General features: G+C 49.6%; 10 protein-coding genes. 6 read left to right on the top strand and 4 right to left on the bottom strand.

From position 1 onward, the window contains the following. The first annotated feature begins 104 nt into the window (after window positions 1–104). A complete protein-coding gene (locus AAC022_RS26440; protein ID WP_339736199.1) occupies window positions 105–1,304 on the top strand; it encodes an AI-2E family transporter in 1,200 nt (399 codons plus the stop codon). A gap of 23 nt (window positions 1,305–1,327) precedes the next feature. Here the strand turns inward: AAC022_RS26440 and AAC022_RS26435 are convergent, their stop codons facing one another. Then, on the bottom strand, window positions 1,328–2,695 hold the full coding sequence (locus AAC022_RS26435; protein ID WP_339736197.1) for an alkaline phosphatase family protein: 1,368 nt from the start codon (window positions 2,693–2,695) through the stop codon (window positions 1,328–1,330). On the opposite strand from AAC022_RS26435, the gene AAC022_RS26430 reads away from it, so the two are divergent. From AAC022_RS26430 to AAC022_RS26415, 4 genes are all read left to right on the top strand, one after another. Next, window positions 2,679–4,205, top strand: a complete 1,527-nt coding sequence (locus AAC022_RS26430) for a response regulator (RefSeq protein WP_339736195.1) — start codon at window positions 2,679–2,681, stop codon at window positions 4,203–4,205. The two genes, AAC022_RS26435 and AAC022_RS26430, sit on opposite strands and share 17 nt — an antisense overlap. 147 nt (window positions 4,206–4,352) lie before the next feature. Continuing rightward, window positions 4,353–4,532, top strand: a complete 180-nt coding sequence (locus AAC022_RS26425; RefSeq protein WP_339736193.1) for a YqaE/Pmp3 family membrane protein — start codon at window positions 4,353–4,355, stop codon at window positions 4,530–4,532. 459 nt (window positions 4,533–4,991) lie between these two features. Then, window positions 4,992–5,303, top strand: coding sequence for a hypothetical protein (locus AAC022_RS26420; RefSeq protein WP_339736191.1), 312 nt, complete (start codon window positions 4,992–4,994; stop codon window positions 5,301–5,303). Window positions 5,304–5,510: 207 nt separating this feature from the next. Continuing rightward, window positions 5,511–14,300, top strand: a complete 8,790-nt coding sequence (locus AAC022_RS26415; protein ID WP_339736189.1) for a glucoamylase family protein — start codon at window positions 5,511–5,513, stop codon at window positions 14,298–14,300. 252 nt (window positions 14,301–14,552) lie between these two features. On the opposite strand, the gene AAC022_RS26410 is transcribed toward AAC022_RS26415, so the two are convergent. Both AAC022_RS26410 and AAC022_RS26405 read right to left on the bottom strand, forming a co-directional pair. Then, complete coding sequence (locus AAC022_RS26410) at window positions 14,553–15,941, bottom strand: outer membrane beta-barrel protein (RefSeq protein ID WP_339736187.1); 1,389 nt, start codon at window positions 15,939–15,941, stop codon at window positions 14,553–14,555. A 351-nt stretch (window positions 15,942–16,292) separates the two neighbouring features. Then, window positions 16,293–17,096: a carbon-nitrogen hydrolase family protein gene (locus AAC022_RS26405; protein ID WP_339736185.1), complete on the bottom strand. Its 804-nt coding sequence runs from the start codon at window positions 17,094–17,096 to the stop codon at window positions 16,293–16,295. A gap of 146 nt (window positions 17,097–17,242) precedes the next feature. On the opposite strand from AAC022_RS26405, the gene AAC022_RS26400 reads away from it, so the two are divergent. Beyond that, window positions 17,243–17,728, top strand: a complete 486-nt coding sequence (locus AAC022_RS26400) for a DinB family protein (RefSeq protein ID WP_339736183.1) — start codon at window positions 17,243–17,245, stop codon at window positions 17,726–17,728. 34 nt (window positions 17,729–17,762) lie between these two features. On the opposite strand, the gene AAC022_RS26395 is transcribed toward AAC022_RS26400, so the two are convergent. Further along, window positions 17,763–17,979: hypothetical protein (locus AAC022_RS26395; RefSeq protein ID WP_339736181.1), on the bottom strand; the 217-nt coding region annotated here is incomplete at its 5' end.

Raw genomic sequence — 17,979 nt, 5'->3', positions numbered from 1 at the left:
CAGCGCTACGTTTTTCGACCGGTAGGCGCTACGTTTTCTGACCGGTGTTTACAATCATCTGGCTTCTGGCTTAAATGGATGATTAATACAACGGAGACTTACCAGTGCCCAGGCCCAATTTATCTCGACAAAAAATTCATGGCGGTGAAAAGAACAGCACTGTCAACAATACTGACTCTGAACAAGACCTGAATTCATTCAACAGTCCGAAATCAATCCAAGGTGTTCGAGATGAAAACAGGCTTGCCGAGAAAATCGAAGTGAGCTCCTATGGGCATTTTTCACTGATAATTCTTGCCATATTAGGGGTTGTGCATGCACTGTACTTTGCACGAGCGATCCTGATACCGATGGCACTCGCTTTGGTCTTGTTTTTTTTGCTGGCTCCTTTAGTCCGTATCTTATGTCGCTTTCGAATCATTACAGAGTCAATTGCAGCTGGAATTGTAGTAATGACGCTGGGGAGTACCGTTGGACTGGCCAGTTATTTTCTAGCGGACCCTATTTCAGATTGGGTTGCCGATGCACCGACCACGTTCCGCAAAGCAGAACAAAAGTTGCGATTCTTAACCGATCCGGTTGATAAGATTGATGAGGCTTCAGAACAAGTTTCGAAAATCGCCTCGGGATCAGAAAAAGATGATGTCGTGAAAGTTGCCGTTCAACAGCCTGCAGTAACGAGCTATCTATTGAGCTCTACTCTAAACTTTCTGGCGGGGGCAACAATCACTGTTGTGCTGGTTTATCTGCTCTTAGCTATGGGGCATCGTATCTTGAATTCTGTAGTAGAATTGATCTCCACAGTGAAAGATAAGCGCGGCTTCATTACCATGATCCGAAACGTGGAACAGGGGATTTCACGTTACCTTCTGACAATTACGGTAATCAACATCGGGCTAGGCATTGTCATTGGAACGGTACTAGCTTTTTTAGGACTTCCCGATCCATTCCTGCTGGGAATTATGGCAGCGACGCTTAACTTTATTCCTTTTGTAGGGCCCTTTGTTGGTGCAGCCGTCACGTTTTTAATTGGTGTCGTATATCTTCCCACTCCAGCAGAAGCTGCTATTGGCCCTTTGATCTATGTGTTCATGAACGCTTTAGAAGGTAATGTGATCACACCGATGATTCTAGGTCGATCAATGAAACTTAACCCAGCATTAGTCTTTATCTGTATTGTTTTTTGGGGATGGGCATGGGGTATTGCTGGTATTCTCCTGGCAGTTCCCCTGATTGGAATCGTTAAAATTTCATGTGACCACTTCAAGTATCTCCAGCCGGTTTCGCGAATCCTGTCAGGCTAAAATCTTCAAATTGAAAATAAAAATCACGACGCGCAATTCAATGAATTCATAATCGCACTGATTCCTGGAGACCGGGGAGGATCGAGGCCAAGGAGTTGAAGGCAAATGGGGGCAATGTCGATTATTCGTAGAGCATTGGGAAGTTCGAACTGATGAGGCAATCCAGCTGTTATTAAGGGTGCCGTCGAATCTAAGCGGTGTAGAGAACCATGCGATCCCGCTTGATTACATTTCATTTTCGGGAGAGAGAATTCCTTTCCAAGGCGTACTGTAACCCAAAGGTTTCCGGTATTCTCAGAGAAACTTGTCGCAATGCGTTCGAATGCGTTTGGATAATCCTCATATTGAATTTCCCCATTTGAAGAAACCTTAGCATTGACTGTAGCTAAGTCTCCCTTCCAGACCCAGGGTGTTCCATAGCAATCGACGGCGTTTCCCTTTTTTTCGAGGGCGGGTTGAAATACCAAACGACCTCGATCTTGGGTATGGACATGAAATGCAGCTTGTTTTGAGTCATTCAATCCGCTTTCATGGTCAGACCAAATGACTTGATCAATATCATCGCACTGCAGCAGGCAGTCAATCACTTCACTGCGGCGTGCCCAAAGTTCTGGTCGCATGTAAATTTGAGCCGATCGCATATTCGGGCAAACCTTCATAGCCTCAGAGTCTCCCCATGTGTTACCCGCTTCAACTAACGGGAAATTCTTGAGCACCTCATTTAAATCAACGGCTGGGTTTTCATCCAGGTCACTTTGAGAATGGTCTCCCGTAATCAAAATAGCAAACTCATCAAGCATTTGATCGATGCCCCCTTGTGCCTCAAATAATTGTCCTAAATGCTTGTCAAAGGCTTGCAGAGTTGGAACCGCGTTTTCTGGACCTTTCGCATGGCTGTCGAAATCGTTGTTAGGAAAATAGGCCAAGGTGAAATCTGGCAGGGCGTTCTGCTCTGCCAGTGCCAGGAGGTAGTCTGCAGTGGCTTCATCATGAAATCCGAAACGACGCAATAATCCACCACGGGCATTGAGAGGAGTACCATAAACTGGAGTGGAAACAAAATCGCCAAGAAACATGTTGTGAGGGCCACGCATCTGGCTTGCAAGAGACACGCTAGGTGTTAGCTTTAGAAGTGTAGGTGTCGTGGTCGGATGCTCAACAGTTCCCCGGTACCACATGAAATTCACTACCGCATCAGACAAGAATCCGTGCTGCTCAATCCTCTCGAAAAGAGTAGGGGTTTGCAAAAGATCCATGTTCAATTTGACTTGAAAATCGTTGATGTAGCGGTCCATCCCTTCGTTCATAATGGCCGGTAAATCTGAGCCGAAATAGGCAATCCCGTCTGGTGAGGCAGTCAAACTTGAGATCAGTGTGTCCGATACAGGCATCGGTATTGCTCCAGAAGATCAGGTACGCATTTTTTCTCCATTCGCACAAGCGGATGCGTCAACGACGCGACAATATTCCGGTACAGGTTTGGGACTGGCGATTTGCCAGGAAATAGTTGAACTAATGGACGGACAACTATCCCTTAAAAGTGAGTTGGGACGTGGAAGCCAGTTTCGCTTTAATATCGGTCTGACCGTTGCAGAGCCAGATGAGATGAATGCAAAGCGAGACCGAGCCACCATAGACGAGTTACGTGGTCTCCCCGTGCTTGTTGTGGATGATAACCAGACAAATCGCGTGATTCTAGAAGAGATGTTGAGTAACTGGTCAATGTCTCCCACTTCTGTCTCCTCTGCTGAACGAGCATTAGAACAACTTACTGAGATTAAAAAAGAGGAAAAAGCATATCCGCTGGTCATTGTCGATGCATTAATGCCAAAAACAGATGGTTTCATGCTGTTGGAACGTGCTCAGAAAGAAGGACTGCTCGAAGCCGCAACAATTCTCATGCTTTCTTCTGCTGACCGTCAAATATTTAATGATCGTTGTGAAGGGTTTGGCATCTCTGCTTTTCTGGAAAAACCGGTTTCGCAATCTGATTTGCTAGATGCAATCATGACAGCTCTCAAGGGACCCCTATTAGAACAAGATCGTGCTATAAAAATCGAAGAGACAACGCAGTCTCTCAATATCTTGGTAGCTGAAGACACCCCCGCCAACCAGAAAGTAATTACAGCAATCCTCAATAAACGAGGGCACAACATAGTCATTGCGAACAACGGTCGTGAAGCGATTGAGCGTCTTCGTAGCGATTCGTTTGACGTTATGCTGATGGATGTGCAAATGCCAACAATGGACGGCTTACAAGCGACCGCATTGATTCGCGAACAGGAAGCAGAATCGAAAGATCATATCCCCATCATTGCGATGACGGCATACGCGATGCGTGGTGACCGTGATAAATGCCTTAAGTCTGGGATGGATGATTACATCGCAAAACCAATTGATGCCAAGAAGTTGATCGGTCTTGTGGAACGTCACGCAAACGAATCCGCACCAAACCGTGTTCCCCGCGACAAGCACAGTTCCGATTCGTCGGCAAAAGACGACCAGCATTCGTCACAGGCAGAGCAGCAAACGACAAATCACAGAGATTCTGTCATCGAACGCCCAGTCATCGATATGCAAGCGGCACTCACACGCATTGGAGACGATGTAAAGATACTCAATGATATGGTTAACTATTTTCTTGAAGACTCTTTAGGCTTATTAGAAGAGATTCGCCTGAGAGTCCAAAATGGTGATCTCGATGAAATGGTTCGTGCTGCTCATAGCTTAAAAGGCCTGTGTGCTAATTTTGATGCGCATGCAGCGATAAAGACAGCTAAAACAATAGAGGACACGAAGAAATTGAGCGATCTTTCCGCCGATGCTATAGATAAGCTTGAGATAGAACTGAAAACACTTACAGATGAGTTAACTCACTGGCAGTCGAAAAATTCTGAATAGAATAGAGAGAACGGCACAGACGTACGAATCTAACGCACATCAAAATGGTTGCGGTAGATCCAGCGGCCTTTCTCGATTTTAATAAAGCTCCCCATTGCTTAACCACATCAATTGCTCTGTAAAATGTAGCCAGCAAGGACTGAGACGATGTCTTCAAAATCCACCATAGCCGATATATTGCGTATCATTTTGGCGATCATTCTGCCGCCTGTTGGAGTTCTGCTTCAGGTTGGATTCGGAATGCATTTCTGGTTAAACATCCTCCTCACGCTATGTGGATATGTCCCGGGTTTAGTCCATGCAGTGTGGATCATTGCGAAGAAATAATAATTGTGTTGCATTCACTGGTGATAAGTTAACATTCAGGCGGGGTCTGAGAGGCCTGGCCTGGTATGACGATGGTAGTCGGGCTGGTTCTGACAGAAAGGTTGCATGATTGAATGTGCTTTTTCCAGCGATTTGCTGGAGGGGATTAAAACACGCTGGCAAAATGTTTCTGATCCACAATTCTCCTTGCTGAATATTTATACGAATTCTATTCTGGCCATATTTGAACGTATTCGCTTAAGATAACACGGGGGGAGTGTTGTCATCGTTCCGGTGCCATTCAACGAGCAACTTACTCATATTACCTACACTGTATCTGAGCATACTGGTTTGTTCGGTAAGATTGTCACTTACAAGATCCTTGATGGCAGGTCGCGTGAGGTAAACTTGAATGTAGATTCATTCGCTGAAACAGAATAGAGTCAGGCGGAACTCGCGCTCCGCCGGGGAAGCCAGCAATTGATTCGAGGAATCAGTCAGATCAGTCTTCTGTCAGCTGTAGATGGTGCCGTTCTGCTGGATCAACATCTCCGGATTCAAGGCTTTGGCGTGCGGTTTCTCATTTTACTGCCTCCAGGTTCTAAAGTGGAAGATGCATCTTCCGGTCGAACGTATTTGTGTGATCAATGGGGCTTACGGCATCAGTCCGTCTTTTCATTCTGTCATAAGTGCGAAGGAGCCAGCGGTATGATCGTGTCGCAGGATGGTGAAGTCAAAGCGGTGAAAGTAGAGCAAGGGCAGCTTTATTTTTGGGATGGAATACTTGATTAAGTTATTCAGATGCGTCTTCAGTCAGTGGAAATATGTGACAGGCATCTCTCCGGGAATTGTGACGTGGTGTTTCGTAGTGACACACTCTTTTTTGTGGGCAGCTTTCATAAGCAGAAACGGCACCTGATTGCTAATTGCCTTGGATCGTTCTATAATTGATCGAATCCCCCATCCTCCAGGAGATGGAGCTGGGCATTAGGAGGCTTAATGTATGTTCCAGATATCTGGCAAAAGCTGTTCCGTCTGATTACTTTCCGACCGCTTCGCCATCAGGAACCTTCGCTTATCAGGCCCATAGATGAAGCGCCGCTTCGCGCCGAACTCTTTAGCATTGATCAGCTCGAACGACACGCAAAAGTCATAGCTGCATCGCATAAACTGGCATCTGGTCGGGCGCGTGACGAACTGTTACCACGGCTCGATGATAACCAGCGTGTTTTAAATGAGACTTACGATCTGGTGACTGCAGCCGCCGATCAAAATCGCCGGATCGAACCAGCGGCAGAATGGCTGCTGGACAACTTCTATCTGGTAGAAGAGCAGATCCGAGCCATCCGGCGTCTGCTGCCGCCCTCTTACAGCCGCGAACTTCCACGTCTGGCGAATGATGCAACCGCGAGCTTTCCTCGCGTTTATGATATTGCCCTCGAACTCATCTCCCATGTAGATGGTCGAATTGATGCCGACAGTCTGGATAGCTTTATTGCCTCGTATCAATCAGTCGAGACACTCAAGCTTGGCGAATTATGGGCATTACCGCTGATGTTGCGACTGGCGCTGATTGAAAATCTGCGTCGTGTTGCTGCTCGAATCGCTGTTGCAAGACGCGATCGTGATCTGGCAAACGACTGGGCGGACCGCATGGTGAACATTGTAGAGCAGAAACCGACGGACTTGATCCTGGTTTTAGCAGATATGGCACGCACCACGCCGTCTCTCTCTGGGGCGTTCCTGTCAGAGCTGACTCGTCATCTACAAGGCCAAAATCCAAACTTTGCCTTTGCGAACAGCTGGCTCGAACATCGCCTGGCCGATCAGGTTCTGACGATCGAACAGGTCGTGCACACTGAAGGTCAGGCCCAGGCAGTGGATCAGGTTTCGATTGGAAACAGTATCAACAGCCTACGCTTTTTGAATTCTAACGACTGGCGGCGTTTTATTGAAAAACACAGTCTGGTGGAACGAACGCTGGCGGGGGACCCCTCTCACATCTATGCACAGATGGATTTTGCAACACGAGATCGTTATCGGCGAGCCGTCGAAGGCATTGCGCGACGTAGCCAGCTTACAGAGTATGATGTGGCACTCAAAGCGGTGCAGTTGGCTGAGAATCATGTCCAAGAAAAACCCGAAGACCGTGCAGCCCATGTCGGATATTATCTGATCGGCCACGGTCGCCCGGTTTTAGAGTGTTTAGTCGAAATGCGTCTTACTCCTGCCGTCATGCTGGACAAGTTACGCCGCCGATTTCCACTGATCTGTTACCTGTCAACAATGACGTTGATCACTCTTGCAGCAACGTTATTCTTCTTATCTGCGGCGTACCAATCCAGTGTGAGTTGGCAGGGGCTTCTGCTACTGGCGATACCGGTTCTGATCTGTACCTCGCATTTAGGAATGGGGATTGTCAACTGGTTGTCGATGCAACTGTTTCGACCACAATCGTTGCCACGCATGGATTACGAACAGGGAATACCTTCCGAGCACCGCACGCTGGTGGCCGTACCCACGATGCTGTCGAGTGCCGCCGGGATTGAGCATTTACTGGATGGACTGGAAGTACGGTATCTGGCCAATCGAGATCCCTGTTTACATTTTGCATTAATCACAGACCTGGTTGATGCCGACTCAGAGACGCTACCCGAAGATGCGCAGCTCGTGAGTCTGATGCGAGATGGGATTGAACTCCTTAATCAGAGATATTCCCATGATCGTTCCGATATATTTTATCTCTTTCACCGTTCGCGCAAGTGGAATGCCCAGGAAGGCGTTTGGATGGGGCACGAACGCAAACGCGGAAAACTGGCTGACCTGAATGCAACACTCCGCGGCGGACAAGACCGTTTTTCTGAAGTCGTCGGCGAGATTGGGATTCTGCAATCCGTGCGATACGTCATCACGCTCGACACAGATACACAATTGCCGCGCGATGCAGCAAGGCTAATGGTAGGCACGCTCGCACATCGGCTGAATCGTCCTGTATTTGATGCACAAAAATCGCGTGTGGTCGAAGGGCATACGATTCTTCAACCACGGGTTGGGGTGAGTCTGAATAGCGCGCAGCAGTCACGCTTCGTGCAGCTCTATGCAGGCGATCCTGGAATCGACCCCTACACGCGGGTTGTATCGGATGTGTATCAGGATCTGTTTGATGAGGGCTCATTTATCGGGAAAGGCATTTACGATGTTGATTCCTTTGAACTGTGTTGCAGCAACTTTCCCGAAAATGCCATCCTGAGTCATGATTTGATTGAGGGAGCCTACTGTCGTTCCGCGCTGGTCAGCGATGTGACTTTGTATGAAGAGTATCCCTCGCGCTATCTGGCAGATATTGGACGCCGCCATCGTTGGATTCGAGGAGACTGGCAGATTGCCGGCTGGCTCTTTCCATGGGTTCGAAATCGTACTGGCCAGACTGTACGGAATCCGATCTCGGCACTTTCCTGGTGGAAGATCTTTGATAATCTGCGTCGCAGCCTGGTTTCGCTGGCCATATTGAGTTTATTACTCATTACCTGGTTTCTTTTACCGACGATGGTCGTAAACACATTGTTGTTTTTAGGTTGTATTGTATTGCTGCCTACGATTCTGGACACGCTGACAAGCCTGTTTCAGAAGCCGATTGATGTACCGTTTCGCATGCATGTGCGCGAGACTCTGCAGGCAACAGGTCGACCGCTGGGCCAGAACATCCTGTCATTCGTCTTTTTACCTTATGAATCGTATATCTGCTGCGATGCAATTATCCGCACACTGGTCCGTATGTGCTGGACAAAGCGACGACTGCTCGAATGGAAAACGGCCAGCGATTCGGAACGTGGAAGCAATGGCAGTTTGAGTGGTACCCTTTATCAGATGATACTGGCACCCGGGTTAGCCATCATCGCCTCCTTTATTCTTTATTCAAGCACACCAGAGGTACTCTCCTGGGCAGCGCCCTGGCTCGTGGTATGGTTTGTTTCGCCATGTATTGCCTGGTGGCTCAGCCGACCGATTATCAGACGAGGAATCCAATTTTCAGAATCGCAACATCATTTTCTGGAAAAGTTATCAAGAATGACCTGGCGATTCTTTGAGGAGTACGTAACGGAAGAGGATAACTGGCTACCACCTGACAATATTCAACAGAATCCCAATCTGGAGATCGCTACACGTACCAGCCCGACTAATATCGGCATGGCATTGCTGTCTGATCTGGCAGCTTACGACTTCGGCTATTGCTCTGCCTCTCAGTTACTAAAACGTACTCGCAAGACCTATAAGACACTTGATCAACTGGAACGACATCGAGGACACTTCTTCAACTGGTATGACACGCGAACGCTTGCACCATTGCATCCGCAATATGTTTCCATGGTTGACAGTGGCAATTTAGCAGCAAATTTACTGGTCCTCAGTAGCGGGTTTCGGGAACTGAGTGAAGCGAGTCTCATGCCCAAACGCATGTTTGCAGGCTTGCGCGATACGCTGCGGGTCTTATTGGATGTGGCTCATAGTATCGATGGGATGCTGATTGACGCCGACTTTCGTCGTAGAATTGAACGACAGATCGAAGTGTTGAATCGCGCTCCGGTCTCTTTGCAGGCTGCGAATGTCCTGCTGGCTCAACTGGCAGTGGAAGCCGCTGAACTGACAGCGGTAGCAGACTGCGATGTGGAACTCATGTGGTGGGCGCGTGCTTATGAGCGATCCTGTAAGGAGCACCGGGCTGATCTGTTGCATCTGGCAGTTTGGCTCACTCTACCTGATGCACCTGTGGAATGGGGAGACTCCCGTTCCGATCACCAAAGTGGGGAACTGAATCGGTTATCTGTAGCACTCAGGCATTTAGATAACGCGACAGGCTTACGAGACGTAGCAAAACTGCAAGCAACCGTGCTGCCACTGATTCAGGAGGCCATAAAGATCGCGAATGCTGAGACAAATGAATGGCTGGTACAGTTAGGAGCCACGTTTAGTATTGCCGCAGAGCGTTCAGCAGCCAGAATCAGGGCGTTTGAGGAACTGGCAGTACAGAGCCGTGACCTGGCCGATATGGATTTCGGGTTATTGTATGACTTATCACGTGATTTATTTGCGATTGGCTATAACGTCAGCGAGCGGCGACTTGATGCCAGTTTCTATGACCTGCTTGCCTCTGAAGCGCGTCTGGCCAGCTTTATCCTCATCGCTCAGGGACAATTCGGCCAGGAGCACTGGTTCGCATTGGGCCGCCTGCTGACCAGCGCGGGAAGTCTGCCGGCGCTTCTGAGCTGGAGCGGTTCCATGTTTGAATACCTGATGCCATTGCTAGTCATGCCCAATTACGAGAATACGTTGCTCGATCGTACCTATCACGCTGTCGTTCGACGACAAATCGAATATGGTCGGCAATATCGAGTCCCGTGGGGAATTTCTGAGTCCGGTTATAATACGTTAGATCAACACCGAGTTTATCAGTATCGGGCGTTTGGTGTACCCGGGTTGGGGCTGAAACGGGGGTTGGGTGAAGATCTGGTTATTGCGCCGTATGCCAGTGTGCTGGCCTTGATGGTCGAAGCGAAGGCAGCCTGCGAGAATCTTCAGCATCTGGCGTTAGATGGTCAGCTGGGTACCTGCGGCTTCTATGAGGCAGTGGACTATACTCCATCGCGGTTGCCCCCCGGCACAGAAAGTGTGACGGTGAAACAGTTCATGGCACATCATGAAGGGATGAGCCTGCTCGCACTGGCATACGTGCTGCTTGATAAACCGATGCAGCGCCGCTTTCTGGCTGATCCCATGTTACGGGCAGCAGATCTGCTCTTGCAGGAACGGGTTCCTCGGGCAACAGCGCCGGTACTTCCACACGAAAGTGAAACGCGGGCCACAAAACTTGCTTCACCCGAAGAAACGGGAAGCATGCGTGTGATCACCAATCCTGACAGTGCTGTAGTGGAAGCACATTTACTCTCTAACGGTAATTATCATGTTGTTGTAACGAGTGCAGGGGGAGGTTACAGCAGATGGCATGATTTGGCTGTGACACGCTGGCGTGAAGATGCGACTCGAGATAACTATGGCAGCTTCTGTTACCTCCGCGATGTCGATAGCGGAATGATGTGGTCTAATGCCTGGCAGCCGACGACCAGTCCAACGAAAGGTTATGAAGCGATCTTCACACAGGCACGGGCTGAGTTCCGACGTTCTGATGCGGGGATCGAAACGTATACTCAAATCAGTGTTTCCCCAGAGGATGACATCGAACTGCGTCGTGTGACACTGACGAATCGATCCGAGACGTCGCGCACGATTGAAGTGACCAGTTATGCAGAAGTCGTGTTAGCAGTACAACCTCAGGATGAGGCACATCCTGCCTTCAGCAACCTGTTTGTGCAGACAGAACTGGTCCACAACCACAAGGCGATTTACTGTACGCGTCGTCCACGCTCTGCCGAGGAGCAACCGCCATGGATGACGCATATGATGACCGTCAGGGGAGCCACGATTGGGACGCCGTCTTATGAAACAGACCGGATGCAGTTCATCGGCCGCCAGCGGACACTTGCATCTCCTGTTGTCTTCGATAACTTTGCTCCACTTTCGAACACAGCCGGACCGGTTCTCGATCCGGTCGTTAGTATTCGCCAGACGGTACTGTGTTTACCAAACGAAGCCGTCTGTATTGATATCGTAACTGGGGTCTCTGAGTCGCGGACAGGCGTCGAAGCGCTGTCTGAAAAGTATAGTGATCACAGCCTGGCTGATCGTGTATTTGACCTTGCCTGGACTCACGGCCATATCCTGTTGCAGCAGCTGAGCGCTTCTGAAATGGATGCGCAGATTTATGGCCGACTGGCCAGCTCGATCATTTATGCATCGTCTCTCAGGCGTGCCCAAACCAGTCTTCTCAGTCTCAATCGACAAGGACAATCGGGGCTGTGGGGTTACGGTATCTCAGGTGACCTGCCTATCGTATTGGTTCGTATTCGCGACCATGAACGTATCGGGCTTGTAAAGCAGGCGGTACAGGCACATGCCTACTGGCGATTGAAGGGGCTTGCTGTCGACCTGGTCATCTGGAACGAAGACGATTCGGTTTATCGACAAACATTGCAAGACGAGATCGCCGATCTGGTTGCCGCCAGTTCGGAAGGAGTACTCATTGACAGACCCGGCGGCATCTTCATTCGTCGGGGCGAACAGATGTCAGAGGAAGACCGTATCTTATTGCAGACTGTGGCACGCATTGTATTATTAGATGACGCAGGAACTTTGCAGGAACAGACAGAGCGGTTCGGGCGAACGGAGGTTTCCATTCCGTCTCTGATTCCAAGTCGTGTCCTGAAGACGCAACCTCTTCCAGATAATCCCCCTCAATATGACCTGGCATTTTTTAACGGACTGGGTGGCTTCAGTCAGGATGGACACGAATATATAACCATTCTGGCTGCTGGTCAGACGACACCGGCCCCGTGGGTTAATGTGATTGCCAATTCACAGTTGGGCACCGTCGTTTCGGAAGGTGGCAGCGCTTATACCTGGTCTGAAAACAGCCATGAATTCCGGTTGACTCCGTGGCACAACGATCCTGTCTCTGATATTAGCGGCGAAGCAATTTATTTACGGGATGAGGAAACCGGGCAGTTCTGGTCTCCGTCTCCACTGCCGAAACGGGGACAAAACACGTATGTCATACGTCATGGATTCGGCTATAGCATTTTTGATTACACGCAAGACGGCCTGACAACAGAACTGAGTGTGTATGTAGCGACCGATGCGCCCGTCAAGTTTTGTCAGCTGAAAATCACGAACCGCTCCGGACGTCCGCGGGAACTGTCCGTTTCCGGTTACTGGGAACTGGTTCTGGGTGATTCACGCAGCAAATCATCGATGCACATCGTTACAGAAATTGATCCAGCGAGTGACGCTATTCTAGCACGTAACGTGTATAGTCCCGAGTTTGGTGACCGTGTCGCCTTTTTCAATTGTAGTGAAACCAACCGTTCTGTGACGGGCGACCGTAATGAGTTTTTAGGACGTAATGGTAAGTTCGACAATCCGTCCGCCTTGCGGCGCGTGCGACTCTCAGGTCGCGTCGGAGCAGGTTATGATCCTTGTGCGGCGATCCAGGTTCCATTGCAATTAGCGGATGGACAGGAGCGGATTATTACTTTCACCAGTGGCGCTGCTGGCGGAGCCGCAGAAGCAAAGGCACTTGCACAGCAGTATCGTACAGTTGAAAGTGCGCATCGAGCGATTGAAGGCGTATGGGATTACTGGAGTCGGACGCTGGGGGTGATTCACCTGGAAACGCCCGATGCGTCGGTCAATTTCCTGGCCAATGGCTGGCTTGTTTATCAAACGCTGGCCTGCCGCATGTGGGCCCGGTCCGGATTTTATCAATCGGGAGGCGCGTTTGGATTTCGCGATCAACTGCAGGATGCAATGGCCCTGGTGTATGCTCAGCCGCAGATACTGCGAGCGCATCTGCTGCGCGCCGCAGCGCATCAGTTTCGCGAAGGAGATGTGCAACACTGGTGGCATCCCCCAGTCGGACGAGGCGTACGAACTCATTTCTCCGACGATTATTTATGGCTGCCTCTGGCGATATGCCGCTATGTCGGTATCACAGGAGACACGGGCATCCTGGACGAAAGTGTGCCTTTCCTGACATCACGCCCGCTGCGCGATGATGAAGAATCCAACTACGATTTGCCACAAATATCAGACGAGACTGGTACACTCTTTGAACATGGTATTCGTGCCATTGATAACGGACTGCGGTTCGGTGAGCATGGTCTGCCATTGATGGGCTGTGGCGACTGGAATGACGGGATGAATCTTGTCGGCGCTGAGGGACGCGGGGAGAGCGTGTGGCTGGGTTTCTTTCTGTTTCATGTGCTCACTCAGTTTGCCGAATTGGCATTAAAACAAGGTAATGAATCGCTCTCTGAGCGCTACGCACTGGAAGCGGGGCGACTACGGGGGAATATCGAGGAGCATGGCTGGGACGGTGAGTGGTATCGTCGAGCCTACTTTGACGACGGCATGCCCCTCGGTTCGTCCTCAAACGAAGAATGCCAGATCGATGCAATCGCACAGAGCTGGTCAATTCTCTCTGGTGTCAGCCCGGAAAATCGAACCAGTGTCGCAATGGAAAGTGTGAATCGCCGCCTGGTGCGACGCGATGACCGCTTGATTCAGTTGCTTGATCCCCCCTTCGATAAGTCAGACCTCAACCCCGGATATATTAAAGGTTATGTGCCCGGAGTGCGTGAAAATGGCGGGCAGTATACCCACAGTGCCATCTGGACTGTCATGGCGACAGCCGCGATGGGCGATAGTAAACGCGCCTGGGAGTTGTTCTCGTTGATCAATCCTGTTTTGCATGGCACGACACCGGAGGAAATTTCGACCTACCGCGTTGAGCCATATGTCGTTGCCGCGGATGTGTACGGTGTAGAACCACACACCGGCCGCGGTGGATGGACATGGTATACCGGCTCATCCGGCTGGATGTATCGATTGATAGTAGAGTCGCTACTGGGTCTGGAGTTGGAGGTGGATAAACTGCGTATCACGCCTTGCCTGCCGGACGAATGGACAGAATTTAAGATTCATTATCGTTTTCGTGAGACGTTTTATCATATCACGATCCACAACAATATCGCGGATACAAAAGTCTGCCGGATGACACTGGATGGTGCTGAGTTGTCGGATGATTTCATTCCTCTAATCGATGACCATCAAGACCATGAAGTCGAAATAATCATGGAATCGAAATTAAATTCTGACGAGGGAGATCTACTCTCTTAATTGGTTCAGCAGCCTTGGCGATACTATATATTATGATTTCTGTTTGGCTTAACAGCGGGCAGCAAGAATTGACCTGCTCCAAAAACGAAGGTCACGAGGGGCAAAATCAGACACGAAATCAGACACGTCAGACATGGGATAATTTAGTGGATGCAAATTGCCTGTCACTCATATTCCGGTGTAGATGCAAGGGAATCTCTGATCTGACTTCTGTCCCGAATGAAAGATTATCAGGTGCTAATCAGGTGATCCTTAGAATTCCAGTAGAATATCGCAGGCCAGTAGCAACTGGCTGGTTGAGGTACCGTCATCAAAGGCTGGCGTATCCGCAGCAGAATCCCGGATTTGAGTATCCCAGCGGATTTCAGGTCGCACCCTTAAATATGGACGTGGATACCAGTTCATTCCCAGCGTGAGGTTGTAATAACTTCCGGGAGCCGAGGGAGCCATTGGATCAAAGCCCTTCAATATACCATCATCATCCCGCAGCCATTCGAACCGGATACCGAATCGGTACTGTTCATTCATCTTATAAAAGAGATATTGTGCCAGGGAGTAAGTTTCGAAGTTATTGCGGGCGACTCCCGTCCGGGAATGGCTGGTCAGTAGATCGTGCTCCAGCATGTAGTGCCAGTTGTGTCTCAGATCTTGATTGACAATTAACGAGTAGTTCACGACGTTTGAGTCAGCGGTTGTAATTACCGTGCTTTGATCTCCACTCTGGATCGCGAAGTAGATTTGCGAATGTTTATCTGGCGAGGTCCATTGAATCGTGGAGAGATAACTGGTGGCGTGATTACTGTTCTCTGAGGTATTCCAGCCAAAATTAGGGCCGAAACGGAAGACCCAATTGTCATGAAACTTCGTTTCTGCCAGCACTCCCGTATGAGTGCCCGGTTGGAGATTCCAGCTCAGGAAGTGGGAATAAAAGAAGTTCTTGGCGCTATACAGCCATTCGTTTCCGATAGGTGAGAAAAATTTTCCGAATTTGAAACTCACTCCCGATCCATAGGGCAGGAATAGATTTCCATAAAGTTGCGGGAAAGCCAGCTTGTTGAATCGACTGGCATCGTCAGAAACGATGTTCGCGTCCAATCCATCAGATAGACCAAAAGCCGCATCGGTGCCATAGAGCATGCCGACACGTCCCCCCAGTTGAATATCAGGAGAATCTGCATCGATCTTCCGTTCTCCCACCAGATACAATCCGTTAAGCTGAAAGGCATTCGAACGGTAGTTATTCAAGACGGGGCCATTGAGGCGATCATCAGGAGAAGCGGGGTTCAATGTGACTCCCTGCTGGAAGTAACCATAGAGTTCCAGATCCAGACGGTTTGTATCTGAGAACTGGTCAAACAGTTCACCGAGTAGATGATCGGCCTGGGGGTTGGGCTCTGAACCACTGATCGAGCCGTGAGTGATGGAAGAAGAGGGGACCTGAGAGAGACGCGTTTGCAATGTTGAGTCTGTCTTGGATACTTCTGTCTGTCCGATTGCCCATTCGGGATTCAACAGCAGCAGTAACAGGAAAGTCATCACTGCCAGTAAGATTGTGACAGAGAAAAGATGATTATGGTGCTGATTCGCAACAGAGTTGGTGCAGAGTTCAGGCTGTGTCCTGTATCCTGTATCTGGAAGCATCGGTCCGTCATTTTTCAGTTACGCGATTGAGTTAATCATGACTTTAATGACTTATCGGGAATCTTGATGAGATGAGTCAGGGTAACTCCGAAAATACAGGTTATAGCGTTTAGGGTGTTCCGGAAAGAATTACGGAGGTCGATACTCGGGGACTGTTGTCGATGGACTGATGTCGATGGACTGATGGACGAGATTTCAGATTGGGTGAAAGGAAAGCCTGGTCTGATACTCAACGATGACGACGAGTTTGTGCGAGAAGTTGCGAAGGACGAGTTGGAGTCGTTGTTCTGAGTCGCATGTGAACGATTGAGGCGGACCTGGCAGCAGGAGCGCGGACATCATCACAGGTTTTCAATTTCCGTTGAGCATGATAGATTGAGCGTGACGACCGTCAGGAGTTTCGATCACAACCGCAACGCCGGAACCCTTCGCATCCAATTGGACAAGTAGTTCGCCCTCCTCCGACCAAATTGAACTGCGACCTGCTGAACGAAGACCACCAGAAGGGCGGCCAAAGTTGGCGAGGGCGGTCATCATGCGATGCTGCGATGCATATTTTCTGAGCTTCGCAGCATCGCCGTCAAACTCGGAGGGAATGACAAACATGCTCGCCAAGTAGCTGTCAGCGCCTCGCTCAGCGGCGATTTCAGCATGGGAGGGAGTTCCGATGTCGGCACAGATTGCCAAGGCAGCCTTATGGTCATGGAGACGGATCAATGGATTGAGGTTTCCCGGTTGAAATACGGTCGCTTCAGCAGACGGGATGCTACCATCGAGACTATCGCACTCAGCACTCGGTGGGAACGCCCCAAGATGATGTTTCGTGTAAAGTTCCGTGGTTCGATCTGGTAACAGAATGAACGCACCTATGTAGAGTGATTTTCCAAGCCGAATGGAGGCTCCGACAATAAGCGTGATCGCTAGTGACTCGGCCACGTCGAGAAGAGAATCCAAACGGCCATCATTATTGGAAAATGCTAATTCACCTGCCCGCCCCAATTCGTAACCAAGAAGGGACAGTTCAGGAAACACCACGACTTTCGCCTTTTCAGCAGCGGCTAGACGGGCCAACTGAACGTGTTCGTCAAGGTTAGCCTCTACGTCGCCTGCTACCGGGCAGGTTTGCGCAACTGCAATCGAACGAAATTGTGCCATGTGTTATCCTTGTCAGGGAATAGAGCAGAAATTTAGATTCAGGGTTGGCTCTTGGTATATTGCAACAGGCGGAACATCAATCTGCAAGTACATTGATGACGATTACTCTTGTGGGGTCGCTACCGTCGAGCATTAGATAACTGGAGATGATGATGGAATATAACGAATTGATTGACGAATTCCTAAAAGGACCAAAGAAGCTTCGGGAAGCAATCGCTGGAATGAGCGTGCAGCAAATCGATGCCGCTCCCATACAGGGTAAGTGGTCCACTCGGCAAGTGATTTGCCACGTTGCAGACTTCGAGTTGGTGAGTGCCGACCGAATGAAACGAGTGATCGCAGAAGATAATCCGACGCTGCTCGATGGCGACCCAGACCTGTTTGCTGCTCGACTCGAATACCCCGACCGCAAGATCGAGGAAGAACTTGATCTTATCGAGGTAGTCAGAACTCATCTTGCGAGGATTTTGCGTGGGTTGAAGCCCGAAGTGTTCCTACGGAATGGAAATCACTCAGCCGAAGGACCGATGACCTTAGCTGCCTTGATTCAACGGACGACGAACCACATTCCCCATCACATACAATTCATCAAGGAGAAGCGGGCAGAAATGAGACCATACAATCAAGCGTAATCTCCACATCGATACACAGCTTTGAGGTCCATCATTACAGTAATTTCCACACTGAAATACTCTTCCATGTGCCTAAGCACATCTGCCGCCGCCATCTTCTGTAAACACCGGCCAGAAAAACAGATTTTAACTGGGTTGCAATTTGTTGTAACTCAATAAAAAATGGCCACTTACCGATTATGGTAAGTGGCCATTGAGTGGAGGCGGCGGGAATTGAACCCGCGTCCTGTGAACCCTCAGCTAAAGCCTCT

Origin of the sequence: uncultured Gimesia sp. (assembly GCF_963976445.1) — a bacterium.
GTDB lineage: Bacteria > Planctomycetota > Planctomycetia > Planctomycetales > Planctomycetaceae > Gimesia.
The sequence above is the reverse complement of the archived record's forward strand: the minus strand, read 5'-3'. Positions and strand labels throughout refer to the sequence as shown.